Source organism: Williamsia limnetica (genome assembly GCF_003217475.1).
Taxonomy (GTDB): domain Bacteria; phylum Actinomycetota; class Actinomycetes; order Mycobacteriales; family Mycobacteriaceae; genus Williamsia; species Williamsia limnetica.
In genome coordinates, this window is record NZ_QJSP01000004.1 from 95,702 (window position 1) to 107,927 (window position 12,226).

14 protein-coding genes are annotated in these 12,226 nt (G+C 64.7%); 6 read left to right on the forward strand and 8 right to left on the reverse strand.

The window, feature by feature from the left end; all coding sequences use genetic code 11:
* Positions 1 to 55 precede the first annotated feature (55 nt).
* The 3 genes from DFR67_RS07750 to DFR67_RS07760 all read right to left on the reverse strand — a co-directional run bounded on the left by DFR67_RS07750 (position 56) and on the right by DFR67_RS07760 (position 2,305).
* Positions 56 to 886, reverse strand: a complete 831-nt coding sequence (locus DFR67_RS07750) for an HAD family hydrolase (RefSeq protein WP_110468925.1) — start codon at positions 884 to 886, stop codon at positions 56 to 58.
* A gap of 1 nt (position 887) precedes the next feature.
* Positions 888 to 1,646 (reverse strand): lysophospholipid acyltransferase family protein, encoded by a 759-nt coding sequence (locus DFR67_RS07755; RefSeq protein ID WP_110468927.1) that lies wholly within the window; start codon positions 1,644 to 1,646, stop codon positions 888 to 890.
* A gap of 206 nt (positions 1,647 to 1,852) precedes the next feature.
* Positions 1,853 to 2,305: an Hsp20/alpha crystallin family protein gene (locus DFR67_RS07760; RefSeq protein ID WP_110468928.1), complete on the reverse strand. Its 453-nt coding sequence runs from the start codon at positions 2,303 to 2,305 to the stop codon at positions 1,853 to 1,855.
* Between the two features lie 342 nt (positions 2,306 to 2,647).
* On the opposite strand from DFR67_RS07760, the gene DFR67_RS07765 reads away from it, so the two are divergent.
* Positions 2,648 to 3,070: an STAS domain-containing protein gene (locus tag DFR67_RS07765; RefSeq protein WP_110468930.1), complete on the forward strand. Its 423-nt coding sequence runs from the start codon at positions 2,648 to 2,650 to the stop codon at positions 3,068 to 3,070.
* Positions 3,071 to 3,117: 47 nt separating this feature from the next.
* Positions 3,118 to 3,552 (forward strand): ATP-binding protein, encoded by a 435-nt coding sequence (locus DFR67_RS07770; protein WP_110468931.1) that lies wholly within the window; start codon positions 3,118 to 3,120, stop codon positions 3,550 to 3,552.
* 22 nt (positions 3,553 to 3,574) lie between these two features.
* Here DFR67_RS07770 and DFR67_RS07775 read toward each other — a convergent pair whose 3' ends face one another.
* The gene (locus DFR67_RS07775) at positions 3,575 to 4,342 is read right to left on the reverse strand and encodes a lysophospholipid acyltransferase family protein (protein WP_110468932.1); all 768 of its coding nucleotides are present in this window, start codon (positions 4,340 to 4,342) and stop codon (positions 3,575 to 3,577) included.
* Between the two features lie 92 nt (positions 4,343 to 4,434).
* Between DFR67_RS07775 and DFR67_RS07780 the strand changes: the two genes are divergently transcribed.
* The gene (locus tag DFR67_RS07780) at positions 4,435 to 5,997 is read left to right on the forward strand and encodes a Rieske 2Fe-2S domain-containing protein (RefSeq protein ID WP_110468934.1); all 1,563 of its coding nucleotides are present in this window, start codon (positions 4,435 to 4,437) and stop codon (positions 5,995 to 5,997) included.
* Between the two features lie 71 nt (positions 5,998 to 6,068).
* Here DFR67_RS07780 and DFR67_RS07785 read toward each other — a convergent pair whose 3' ends face one another.
* Positions 6,069 to 6,509 (reverse strand): SRPBCC family protein, encoded by a 441-nt coding sequence (locus tag DFR67_RS07785; protein ID WP_110468936.1) that lies wholly within the window; start codon positions 6,507 to 6,509, stop codon positions 6,069 to 6,071.
* Positions 6,510 to 6,523: 14 nt separating this feature from the next.
* Complete coding sequence (locus tag DFR67_RS07790; protein WP_110468938.1) at positions 6,524 to 8,110, reverse strand: phytoene desaturase family protein; 1,587 nt, start codon at positions 8,108 to 8,110, stop codon at positions 6,524 to 6,526.
* A gap of 132 nt (positions 8,111 to 8,242) precedes the next feature.
* Here DFR67_RS07790 and DFR67_RS07795 point away from each other — a divergent pair, with 132 nt between their 5' ends.
* The 3 genes from DFR67_RS07795 (at position 8,243) to DFR67_RS31365 (ending at position 10,670) form a co-directional block, all read left to right on the forward strand.
* Positions 8,243 to 9,115, forward strand: a complete 873-nt coding sequence (locus tag DFR67_RS07795; RefSeq protein WP_245937809.1) for an SDR family NAD(P)-dependent oxidoreductase — start codon at positions 8,243 to 8,245, stop codon at positions 9,113 to 9,115.
* A gap of 65 nt (positions 9,116 to 9,180) precedes the next feature.
* On the forward strand, positions 9,181 to 9,714 hold the full coding sequence (locus DFR67_RS31360) for an NAD(P)/FAD-dependent oxidoreductase (RefSeq protein ID WP_281268334.1): 534 nt from the start codon (positions 9,181 to 9,183) through the stop codon (positions 9,712 to 9,714).
* Positions 9,660 to 10,670 (forward strand): FAD-dependent oxidoreductase, encoded by a 1,011-nt coding sequence (locus tag DFR67_RS31365; RefSeq protein ID WP_281268335.1) that lies wholly within the window; start codon positions 9,660 to 9,662, stop codon positions 10,668 to 10,670. Before DFR67_RS31360 ends, DFR67_RS31365 begins: the two co-directional genes overlap by 55 nt.
* Positions 10,671 to 10,697: 27 nt before the next feature.
* On the opposite strand, the gene DFR67_RS07805 is transcribed toward DFR67_RS31365, so the two are convergent.
* Positions 10,698 to 11,087, reverse strand: a complete 390-nt coding sequence (locus DFR67_RS07805; RefSeq protein ID WP_146240399.1) for an ATP-binding protein — start codon at positions 11,085 to 11,087, stop codon at positions 10,698 to 10,700.
* A 177-nt stretch (positions 11,088 to 11,264) separates the two neighbouring features.
* Complete coding sequence (locus DFR67_RS07810) at positions 11,265 to 12,080, reverse strand: SigB/SigF/SigG family RNA polymerase sigma factor (protein WP_110468940.1); 816 nt, start codon at positions 12,078 to 12,080, stop codon at positions 11,265 to 11,267.
* Between the last annotated feature and the right edge of the window lie 146 nt (positions 12,081 to 12,226).

Consider the following 12,226-nt stretch of genomic DNA (forward strand, 5'->3'; position numbering starts at 1 on the left):
CCGACCTGCGGGTTTGCTCGCCAGAACCCACCATTTTCGGGTGAGGACCAGCGGGTCAGAACCAGCGGGAGAGAACCTGCCCGACGCCGCCTTCGTTGTTGCCCGGAGCGATCTCATCGGCTGCGGCGAGCGCGGCGGGGTGACCGTGCGCCATCGCGAAACCTCGCGTGGCCCAACGCAACATCTCGACATCGTTGGGCATGTCCCCGAACGCGACCGACGCGTCCACGGGTAGGTCTCGCAGTTCGGCCAGGGTGGCCAGACCGTGGGCCTTGCTGACACCGGGCGCCGAGAGCTCGATCAAGCCGTTGTCGGTCGAAAAGGTCACGTCGGCAATGTCGCCGACCACCGCGGTCAGTCGCCGCGCCATCTCATCGCTGCTCATGCCGGGTTGCCGCACCAACATCTTGACGGCGTTCTCCGACAACACATCTGCCTCGTTCATCTCGATGTGGTCGGGATTGAGCCAGGCATGCTGATAACCCGCGGTCGCGACAAACGGTGGGGTCGCCGCGTCATGTGCGCTGCGGCCGACGCGTTCGACGGCCAGGCCGCAACCGGGAATCTGTTCGTAAGCCAGTTCGGCGAGCTTGGTGAGCACCTGCGGACCCAGCGTCGCCGAATGCAGGATGGTGTCGTTCTCCGTGTCGTAGACGATGGCCCCGTTGGCGCAGACCGCGAACGGCCGGATGTCGATCTGATCGGTGATCTCCGCGATCCACCGCGGTGGGCGTCCCGTCGCGATCACGAACGTCGCGCCGGCGGCACTCGCTCGGTTGATCATGGTGCGTACCAGTTCGGGCACGACGTTGTTGTCGTCGATCAGCGTGCCGTCGACGTCACTGGCGATCAGCGTTGGTGGCCCGACGAGTTCTGGTTGCGACATTTCACCCATCTTGCCGTTTGGCGCGTCGTGAAGCCGCATCGGCCACATCGAGGGCGTCCGCCTCGGCAAGTGTCGGGGCGCCACCACCGAGGCGTGACGGAACCCAGAACGCTCCTGCCGGGTGTTCACCGTACTGGTGCTGCACCTCGAGCAGCAGCTGTTGCATGGTTGTGCGCAGGCGTTTCGTGAGCTCCACCGCGTCGTCGCCCGCCCCGGGATGCGGCCGGATCGGGTCGCCGAACCGGACGATGATCGGGGTCTTGGTGCGACCCAGATGACGGGGCCCGCCCTTGGTGGCGATCCGCTGGGCACCCCAGACGATGACCGGAACGATGGGGACCTCGGCATCGAGTGCCATCCGCGCGGCACCGGTCTTGAAGTCCTTGATCTCGAAACTGCGGCTGATCGTGGCCTCGGGATAGACACCGACCACCTCGCGGCTGCGCAGTGTCTCCACGGCGAGCAGGTACGCGTGCGCGCCGGCAGTGCGGTCGACCGGCACCGTGCGAGTGTGTTTGATCAGGAACCGCATGATCGCGATCTTCTGCATCTCGGCCTTGATCATGAACCTGACCCGCCGGCCCCGCCGGTGAACGGCGAGCGCTGCAGGCAGGAAATCCAGATAGCCGGTGTGGTTGATCGCCAACACGACTCCGCCGGCCGCGGGCAACTTGTCCACGTCGATGAAGGTGATCTTCAGCCCCTGCGCCTTGGTCAGCGCGTGGGCGGTGATCTCCAAAGCCCGGAAGACGGGTTCCATACCGATGAGCCTAGTTCGTGGATGATCCTGGTTCGGCGGCACGGAACCCGTCTCGGGCACTCAGACTGTGCTCAGGTGGACATGACCTCGGCCCACCAGTCCTGCAGGGGACTCGGATCAGGCCAGACCACGGTGGAATTCTCTTCCAATCGTTCACCTCCTATCGAACCCGAAAACTCCGAAGGCCAACAGCTTCGACGCCGAGATCAATCAGGCGAGGTCGACACCGGGTCGATGGACCTCATCGTGTCGGCGTGTTCGATCGAGATGCGACGCGGCTTGGCTCGCTCGGCGACCGGGATGGTCACCGTCAGCACACCGTTCTCGTAACCGGCTTTGATGCCCGCGGTGTCGATGTTGTCCCCGAGCGTGAGTTGACGCCGATACGAGCCGTAGAAGCGCTCGCTGGAGAGCCACTCGACCGAATCCTCGGATCTCGACGAGCGGTGGGCGGTCAGGGTCAAGGTTCCGTTGTCAACGCTCACATCCACCGAACCCGGATCGACTCCGGGCAGGTCAGCGGTCAGAACGTAGTGGTCTTCGACCTTGTACAGATCCATCGGCATGAAACGGGGCGTCCTCGTCGAGCCGACCTGCTGACCGGCCAGCAGACCTCGGGCGAGGGAATCCACATCACTGAACGGGTCGAAACGCAGCACAGCAACCCACCTCCATCTCCTCACTCGGGCCCGCCACCCTGGCGGGCGATCAATCACTGTGCGATTTCATTTTTAGCACTCTCCCCCTTCGACTGCCAATAGTTTTCTCCACATTTTTTCTGGCCAGTTATCTACTCGCACAGCAGCTTCGAGGGATCTCCGCGTTGCCGAGACCGCGCCGACGCTGCCTTCACTTCATCTTCCGACGCCAAAGACGACCATCTGGTCGGCGCACCGTGAAAATGTGCAAATATAGAGCGTCGGTTCAACTAGCAGCCGCATGCGTGCGCCGGCTCCATCGGTGTACGTGTTGTGTCTCCACCAGCCGAGCAGGGGGAATCGATGGAATCGATCGACGGGCTCTCACCACTGACCCGCGACAACAAGGACGTTCCGGGCAGCGGCCTGACCATCGCAGCCGACCGAAAAGGTGGACTGGTAGTACTGACCGTCCGCGGCAGCATCGACATACTCACGGTTCCGCAGTTGGCCGATGCGGTTCGAGAAGCCATGAGTGGGGTCCCGGCGGGGCTCATCATCGACATCACGGCGGTCGACTTCCTGTCGTCGGCCGGCATGGCTGCCCTGGTCACCGCCCACGAGAACATCGCACCCACGAGCCGGTTCGGCGTCGTCGCCGACGGGCCGGCCACCGCGCGCCCCATGCGCCTGGTCGGTTTGGATGAAACGATCATGATGTATTCGAGCGTGGATGACGCTGCTGCTGATCTCGCCGACGAACGCAACGATCCGTACTCCGCATAAAAGGAGCCGCTCATGGGTAACAGTGGGGCGTGGGTGCCGATTTAATCATGACCAACACGCCGACCGAAGGCCTGCAACTCACGTATTCCGACGTGAGTGCGGACCCGATGGCGGCTACGCAACTGCGCCAGCTTCTCGCGGAGTGGCTGGCCGAGCACGTTCCCAACGCCGGCGACCGCGCCGATGCGATCACCCTCGCCGCCTACGAAGCGCTGGCGAACGCAGTCGAGCATGCATACGCAGACCGTGATTCACCGGGCACCATGACGCTTCGCGCCACGTACCACCCCGCTGACCAGCAACTCCACGTCACCGTGCAGGACCAGGGCCGCTGGCAGGAACCGACCCCGACCACCAACCGTTTGCGTGGACGCGGAATCCCGCTGATGCAGGCGCTGGCCGATCATCCACGGATCAAGCCCGGCCCGGACGGCACCATCGTCAACCTCGAATGGAACCTCGCCCAGCCTGCCGAGGACTGAGCGCGACCGATCGACCCGAGGCTCAGCCCGCTTGCTGGCCCTTCTGCGCCGCACGCTTCGCGGCCTTCTCCGCCTGCTCGTCGGCATCCATCCGATTGGCCTCTTCGAGGGTCGGCGCTCCGCCACCGAGGCGCGCCGGGACCCAGAATTCTCCGGGTGGGTAAGGGCCGTAGGTCTCTTGCAGAGTGCGAAGTTGCTCACTCATCACCTGATGCAGGCGCATTGTCACATCGGTCGGGTCTCCGGTTGACTCCACCGGCTCGGCGACCCCGATCGAGATCGGGATGTTCGTCCGCCCCAGCCGTTTGGGATGACCTTTGGTCCACACCCGCTGCGCACCCCAGATCACGGTCGGGATGATCGGTACGCCCGCCTCCTGCGCCATCCGGGCGGCCCCGGACTTGAAATCCTTGATCTCGAAGCTCCGACTGATGGTCGCCTCGGGATAAACACCGACCAGCTCGCCACGCTGCAGGTATTCGACGGCGGCGCGGTAACTGTCGGCTCCGGCACCGCGGTCGACGGGGATGTGTTTGAGGCTGCGCATGATCGGACCGCTGATCTTGTTGTCGAAGACCTCCTTCTTCGCCATGAACCGGACCTTGCGTTTGCCCTGGAGAAACGCGGGTAATCCGGCATAGGTGAAGTCGAGGTATCCGGTGTGGTTCACCGCGATCACCGCGCCTCCGGTCTTCGGTACATTCTCGACACCGGACACCGTGAATTTCAGTCCCTCGGCCGCCCACAGCGAACGTGCAAGGGCGATGACAGTGTCGTAGACCGGTTCCATGCAGCGAGCTTAGCGTTGGCTGACACCCGACTCCCCTCAACTGGTCGATACTCTGGTGGACGTTCTAGGCACCACAATTTTGGAGGCAACACGTGCAGGTCACGAGCGTTGGGCACGCGGGATTCCACATCCAGACAGCTGCAGGGTCAATTCTGTGCGACCCGTGGGTGAACCCTGCGTACTTCGCGTCGTGGGTGCCTTTTCCCGACAACACCGAACTCGACTGGACGTCGCTGGGCAACTGCGACTACCTCTACGTCAGTCACCTGCATCGCGACCACTTCGACGAGCAGAACCTGCGCGAGTTCGTCAACAAGGACGCCACCGTCTTGTTGCCCGACTACCCGGTCCCCGACCTCAAACGTGAGCTCGAAAAGCTCGGGTTCCACAAGTTCGTGGAGACCGAGGATTCGGTGAAGACGACGGTCACAGGTGACAAGGGCAGCCTCGAGATCATGATCGTCGCGCTGCGGGCGCCCGCCGACGGACCCATCGGCGACAGCGGCCTGGTGGTCAGCGACGGTGAGACCACCGTCTTCAACATGAACGACGCCCGGCCCGTCGATCTGGACGTGATCGCCGAGCAGTTCGGCCACATCGACATCCACCTGCTGCAGTACTCGGGCGCCATCTGGTACCCGATGGTCTACGACATCCCGAAGCGATCGAAAGCCAACTTCGCCGCGCAGAAGCGGCAGCGCGGCATGGACCGTGCGCGGTCGTACATCGAGCAGGTCGGCGCCACCTGGGTCGTGCCCTCGGCAGGCCCGCCGATGTTCCTCGACGACGAACTGCGCTACCTCAATGACATCGAGAACGATCCCACCTGCATCTTCCCTGACCAGGAGACCTTCCTGGATCAGATGAAGGAACATGGCACCGATGATGGCGTGAAGCATCGCGGGCTGATGATGGTGTCGGGTTCGACGGTGGATCTGACCGGCTCGCAACTCAATGAGATCTCGCACCCGTATCCGCCAGAGCAGGTATTCGGGGAGAACAAGGCCGCGTATCTGGAGAAGATGGCGCAGAAGTTCGCGCCGATCATCGCCGCGCAGAAGGCGACGTGGGCGCCCGCGCAGGGCGAGCCACTGCTGGCGCCTCTCAAGGAGCTGTTCGAGCCGATCATGGCGCAGAGCGACCTGATCTGTGACGGCATCGGCTACCCCGTCGGGCTGGTGATGGGAGACGAGACCGTGGTCCTCGACTTCCCCAATCGCACCGTGCGCGAGCCGAAGGAGAAGGAGGGCAAGTATCGGTACGGCTTCCGGATCGCTCCCGAGCTGGTCCGAACGGTGTTGCGTGACAACGAACCCGACTGGGTCAACACGATCTTCCTGTCGACCCGTTTCACCACGTGGCGTATCGGCGGTTACAACGAGTTCCTCTACACATTCTTCAAATGCCTGACCGACGAGCGAATTGCGTACGCGGACGGCTGGTTCAGCGAGGCACACGATGATTCGTCGTCGATCGAATCCGGCGGCTGGAAGATCCAGCGCCGGTGTCCGCACCTGAAGGCCGACCTGAGCAAGTTCGGGGTGATCGAAGGCGACAAGCTCACGTGCAACCTGCACGGCTGGTCGTGGGATCTCGCCAGCGGACGCTGCCTGACGTCCAAGGGTCACGAGCTCCGCAGCGCCAAGATCGACTGAGACCCACAAACCCACTCACTCCAGGCACAACCAGTGGTTGCAACACGTGGGTGTGCCTGCACGGCATGGGTTTATGAGCTGGCGGCGCCGTTTTCGGCGAGAAAGGCGAGTCGGGTGAGGCACTCCCGCAGCCGCGGCGATGTGGCCACGCGCTGGGCGTTGGTCGGAACCCACGCGAAGGGCGGGGTCTCGGCGAACTCGTCCATCGTCAGCAGCGAGCCGTTGTCGGATTTTTCGACGTGCAGCCTCACACGGGCCGTGCCGACGGGCCAACCGTGGGCAGACAATTCGAGGTGACCCGCCGAGGACTGAAGTGAGACTGTCTCGTCGTTGAGCAGTAGGGGCCAGACCCCGACCGAGTGATGGATCTTGGAACCCACCTGGGGCCAATTGCTGTCCACCGCACGGATTCGGGACGCCCCGACGACCCAGGACGAGTACAGCCACCCGTTGGAAAGCACCGACCACACCTGGGCAGGAGTGGCGGAGGTCTCGTGCGTCACGCCGATCATGAGATGTCCCTTCGTCAGTGGTTGAGCAGATCGATCGTCTTGCCGGTGATGAACCGGCGCGGTAAGCCGCGCACACCGTGGGATGCAAGCGTGGCGCGGGCGGCGTTGCGACCGCAGGTCCCGTGCACCCCTCCACCCGGATGCGCCGACGCGCCACCCAGGAAGAGCTGCCCCACCGGCGTTTCGGCGCGGCCGAGTCCGGGTGACGGGCGAAAGATGAGTTGTTGGTACAACTGCGACGTGCCGCCGTTCACCGCGCCCGCGAAAAGGTTCTCGTCTGCGGCGGTGAGGTCGGCCGGCGTTTGCAGATGCCGCCCGACGAGCAGGTCGCCGAAGCCGGGCGCATGGGCCTCCAACACCGCATCAATGCGGTCGGCAAGCACTTCGGCAGATTCCCGATCGGCGACGTCGCGGGGCAGATGGGTGTAGGCCCAGGCACTTTCGGTTCCGTCCGGGGATCGACTCGGGTCGGACGTCGTCATCTGACCGAAGAGCAGAAACGGCGTCTGCGGGACGACGCCGGTGTTGAGGTCGGCCATCCACTGGATCATCCCGCGCCGATCGGCACCGAGGTGAACAGTGCCGGTGCGCCCGAGATCTGTTGATTTCCAAGGGATCTTGCCGCCCACGGCGTAGTTCACCTTCACCACCGGTGCATCCCACTCGAACTTCTCGAGATCGGTCAGTACCTGAGCGGGCACCGCATCCGCGGGAAGAAGTTCTCGGTACAGGGTGGGTGCCGCCACGTCGGCGATCACTGCGTTCCGTGCACTCCAACGCCCGCCATCGGCAGTCCGCACCCCTGTTGCCTTTCCGGAACTCACGTCGATCCCGGTCGCGCGGCAATCGGTCACGATCCGTACACCGCCTGCCTCACATCTGCGGACCAGCGCATCGGTGAGCGCCCCGGCACCACCCACCGGCACCGGGAACCCCGTGTCCTGGGCCAGCATGGTGAGCAGATAACCCATCACACCGCTGCCGGGCGCATCGAGTGGGATGTCCGCGTGCATCGCGTTCCCGAGGATGGCGAGGCGAGCCTGTTCGCTGTGGAACAGCTCCGTGACCATCCGGTTCGCGGGCAACAGCAAAAAGCGCGCGTAGCGCAGCGAGCCCCCGACACCGAGGGCACGCAGCAGCGACGCCGGGCCACGCACCGGCGGGAACGGTCCGAACAGGGTGTTGATGACCGCGGCCCGGACCGTGTTCCATTCCTCGACGAGCTGCAGCCACGTCTGGCCGTCGCGCTTGTCGTACTGCGCGAAGTGCGCGGCCGTGTCCTGCACCGCGGGGTGCACCACCACGGCGTCCCTGTCGTCGGGGCCGGACGGGTGGCCGAACGGGATCGGAGCGTGACTCCACCGCAGCCCATGCGACTCGAGGTCCAGTTCCCGAAACGCCGGCGACGAGACCGCCAGGGGATGGAACGCGCTGAACAAATCGCTCGTGTATCCGGGGAAGAGCTCAGCGCTGCGAACAGCTCCCCCGACGTGCGGCTGCGCCTCGAGGACGGTGACATCCCACCCGGCGTCGGCAAGGTTGGCTGCGGCCACCAGCCCGTTGTGCCCGGCACCGATGATCACGGCGTCTGAGGTTGTCATACCTGCCTGTGTAGCCGAGAGTGCGCCGATTAAACACCGAAGTTCCGATTCTGTGGCTGCTGTGACCAGATCGGAAGCCCCCGGGCCTGCGGTTCCGGCGTGGCGCCACCGAACGCTGGGTACCTGACGACCATGCTTCGTCACCGAACCCCGACCCCTGCACGCATCTTGTTCTATGACCAGATCGTGGTCGTCACCGGCGCAGCGTCGGGGATGGGCAGGTCCCTTGCGCAGGAACTGGCGTCCTCGGGTGCGGCGCTCGCTCTCTGCGACATCGACCCCGACGGCCTCGCGGACACAGCGGAGCGGTGCCGGTCCACCGCGAGACAGGTGAGCACGACCGTGGTCGACGTCGCCGATCGGCGTGCCGTGACGACCTTCGCCGACGATGTGGTGGCCACGATGGGGATCCCGTTCGCCGTCTTCAACAACGCCGGCAGGACGGCGGTGATCGATGTGGCGTCTGAACCACACGAGGTCGGCAAACGCGTCTTCGACGTGAACTTCGGCGGGGTACTCCATGGGACCAAGGCGTTCCTGCCGTACCTGCACCGCCGCGACCGCGGCCACATCGTCAACACCTCGAGCGCCTTCGGACTCGTCGCGTCGCCGATGCAGAGTTCCTATGCGGCGTCGAAGTTCGCGGTGCGCGGATTCACCGAGGCCCTGCAACACGAACTCGCGATCTCCGGATCGGGAGTCCATGCACACCTGGTGTATCCGGGTGCGGTCAACACCGCCATCGCCAGGGACGCCATATATCCGGATACGCAGGTACAACGTTGGGTGACAAGAGCTTTCGAAGACATCTTGCCCGCATCGAGCCCGGAGGGTGCTGCGCGAGCCATTCTTGCCGGGGTCGCGGCGGATCGCCGCCGGATCGTGGTCGGTCTCGACGGCAGGCTCATCGACCTCACCTGGAGACTCACCGGCGGCGCCTACCAGCAGATCGGCGGCCTCGTCCTGAAGCCGCTGCTGTCGCGGATCATGGGCCGCGGAGAATGAGCGGATGCCGCCGCATGGGCTGATCTGCGCGTTTGGCTGCCGGCCCAGGAGGGTATTGAGCGGTCGTGTCTGCATTGTGGTCTGCCCGGGTCCCCGTTGAATCCCCGCCACGCCCGGCCGAGGATTCCCACTACGAGTGCGTCGTCGTCGGAGGCGGGATCACCGGCGCGACGACAGCGGTACTGCTGGCCCGAGCGGGCATTCGGGTCGGGTTGCTCGAAGCCCGCCACATCGGGGCCGCCACGACAGGCAACTCGACCGCAAAGCTGAGCGTGCTGCAAGGGACGCGGTTGTCGACGATCTCGCGTAAGCAGTCGGCCGACACCGTCAGGGCCTACGTCGACGCGAACCTCGAGGGACAAAGCTGGCTACTCGCCTTTCTCCGCGAGCACGCAGTCGCTCACCAGGTGCAGACTGCGTACACCTACGCCCAGTCCGGCAGGGGCGGCAAGGCCGTCGACGAGGAGTTGCGGGCCGCGCGCCGCGCAGGCCTACCGGTGCGATACATCGACCAACTCGACGTTCCGTTCCGGCGCGCTGCGCGGTGGCGCTCGACGACCAGGCCCAGTTCGATCCCATGGACGTGCTCGCCGCGCTGATTGCGGACGCCACCGCTCACGGTGCCGACGTGTACGAGAACACCCGGGTGGTCTCTGTGCGACGCAAGGACGGTGACCAGGTCCTCCGGACCGCGCGGGGTGAGGTGCGCGCACGGTCGATAGTCCTTGCCACCGGCACACCGATCCTCGACCGCGGTGCATTCTTTGCCAGACTCCATCCGCAGCGTTCGTACGCCGCGGCATTCGATGTCTCCGAACCACTCGCGGACGGCATGTACCTGGCCGTGGATGAACCGTCACGATCCATCCGCACCGCGCCCGGCGAGCACGGACCGATGCTCCTGACCGGTGGGGCCGGCCACACAGTGGGCCGGGCGCAGTCGGAGCGCGCGCTTGTCGACGACCTCATAGGTTGGACCACAACACATTTCCCGACAGCGCAGCTGCGGGCTCGGTGGTCTGCGCAGGACTACATCCCCATCGATGAGTTGCCTTATGCCGGTCAGCTGGCGCCGGGGTATGGCGACATCCAGGTCGCGACCGGATTTGCCAAGTGGGGCCTGACCAATGGTGTCGCCGCGGCATTGGCGATGTCCGGACGCCTCCTCGGCAGCGTGCCCGAGTGGGCCCGGGTCTACGACACCTCGCGTCCACAACAGGTGCCAGGCCTACCGACCGCAGCAAAGATCAACGGTGAGGTCGGCTTCGAACTCGCCAAGGGTTGGACCGGCGCTGCTCTTCGATCGGTGCTGCCGGCGACCGAGCCGGCAGAGGGCGAAGGTGTGGTACGGAGACAAGGCGCTCGCCCGATGGGGATCTGCACGGTCGACGGTACGCAGCACCGCGTTTCGGCGATCTGCCCGCATCTGTTCGGGATCCTGGAATGGAACGACGCCGAGAGGAGTTGGGACTGCCCCCTACACGGTTCCCGGTTCAACTACGACGGCGCGCTACTCGAGGGCCCGACCACCCGGTCGCTGGATCGGCTCGACTGAGCCGATCGGGGTGACGCCTGGCGAAGGCTACTTCGACAGTTCGATGGCGACCAGACGCCCGTTTTGCTGTGCTTCACCCTCGTGCACCGCGACCAGAGAGGTCAGCGTCTGGAGCACGTGCCAACCAAAACCCTTCTGCACCAACGAACTATCCGCGGGAAACCACGACTGGATGATCGCGTGGAACTTCTCGTCCGATGCGGTGAAGGCAACCGTCAACTCGGCGTCCGGCGACGCACCACCGATGATGGACATGGCAGCCTCATCAACCGCCAACTTGATGTCGGCGACCTCGTCGAGCGAGAAATCCGCGAGGACTGCGAGAGTCTCGGCGATGGCCCTGATCATCGGAACCTGCGACCTGTCGGCCGGGACACGAATGTTCACCGGTGCCACTGCGGCCTCGTCGATATGCATCACACCACCCATCACCACTTCGGTCCCCCTTCAGCGGGCAGAATACCTTGCCGCATCCACCGCTCATCGGCCATGATCGACATACACTCGACCCTCTCGTTGTGCGGTCTTCGGACGTGTACCCCACGGCCCCTGGCTCTAAGCACCCCACGCCGAGTCGCGTGGGCGCCGGCCGCGTCACTGCAGAAAGACATTGGCATCACCCGACGCGTCGGTCCCCAACTCGTCTCGTAGCTTCGCCAGGGTGCTCGAGAGAATGCGGGAGACATGCATCTGTGAGATGCCCATCTGCTTGGCGATCTCGGTCTGCGTCTGCGATCCGAAGAAGCGCAGCACCAGGATTCGGCGCTCGCGCTCGCCGAGTTTCGCCAGCGCAGGCCTGATCGCCACATAGCTCTCGACGTGGTCGTACTCGGGATCCTCCGCGCCGAGCGTCTCGAGCAGCGGGGCGCCGATCTCGTCGTCGGCAGCGCCGGAGTCGGTCGACAGCGCCTGGTACGCACCGCGGGCGAGCAACCCTTCCGTCACCTCGGCGACATCGAGATCGAGTTCCGTGGCGATCTCGCTGGCCGACGGAGAACGACCCAGCCGTTGGGACAGATTTTCGGACGCGTCGCTGATCGACTTGTGCAGTTCTTTGAGACGACGGGGAACGCGAGTCGCCCAGGCGGCATCTCTGAAGTGCCGTCGGACCTCGCCCATGATCGTCGGCACGGCGAACGACACGAACTCCGAGCCATGCGCCGGATCGAAACGATCGACGGCGTTGACGAGCCCGAGCCGCGCCACCTGGACCAGGTCGTCGTGATTTTCTCCGCGGCCGCTGAAACGCCGTGCGATGTTCTCTGCCAAGGGCAGGCACCTGGTGATGACCTCTTCGCGCAGCCGTTCGCTCTTCGCGCTGCCCTTCGGCAACTCGCGCAGCCGTCCGATGGTCGCGACCACGTCCGAGTAGTCGTCGGAGACCCGTGACCTGGGTTTCGCTCGCTCCAACTCGGTCCCATCTGCGCGTAGTGAATCTGGCCTGCCGGGGTTACCCAACCCGTGGGTGTCTCAAACATCACCTTGCCACGGATCCATCAACATCCGCGCACATGGTTGTCACCACAGGCGTGTGGGTATCTCGACCACAGCAATCA

What these genes read in the sequence shown, in the direction of transcription:
- DFR67_RS07750 (WP_110468925.1), bottom strand. Translation starts at nt 886, where the DNA reads ATGTCGCAACCAGAACTCGTCGGGCCACCAACGCTGATCGCCAGTGAC.
- DFR67_RS07755 (WP_110468927.1), bottom strand. Translation starts at nt 1,646, where the DNA reads ATGGAACCCGTCTTCCGGGCTTTGGAGATCACCGCCCACGCGCTGACC.
- DFR67_RS07765 (WP_110468930.1), top strand. Translation starts at nt 2,648, where the DNA reads ATGGAATCGATCGACGGGCTCTCACCACTGACCCGCGACAACAAGGAC.
- DFR67_RS07770 (WP_110468931.1), top strand. Translation starts at nt 3,118, where the DNA reads ATGACCAACACGCCGACCGAAGGCCTGCAACTCACGTATTCCGACGTG.
- DFR67_RS07775 (WP_110468932.1), bottom strand. Translation starts at nt 4,342, where the DNA reads ATGGAACCGGTCTACGACACTGTCATCGCCCTTGCACGTTCGCTGTGG.
- DFR67_RS07785 (WP_110468936.1), bottom strand. Translation starts at nt 6,509, where the DNA reads ATGATCGGCGTGACGCACGAGACCTCCGCCACTCCTGCCCAGGTGTGG.
- DFR67_RS07790 (WP_110468938.1), bottom strand. Translation starts at nt 8,110, where the DNA reads ATGACAACCTCAGACGCCGTGATCATCGGTGCCGGGCACAACGGGCTG.
- DFR67_RS07795 (WP_245937809.1), top strand. Translation starts at nt 8,243, where the DNA reads ATGCTTCGTCACCGAACCCCGACCCCTGCACGCATCTTGTTCTATGAC.
- DFR67_RS07805 (WP_146240399.1), bottom strand. Translation starts at nt 11,087, where the DNA reads ATGCATATCGACGAGGCCGCAGTGGCACCGGTGAACATTCGTGTCCCG.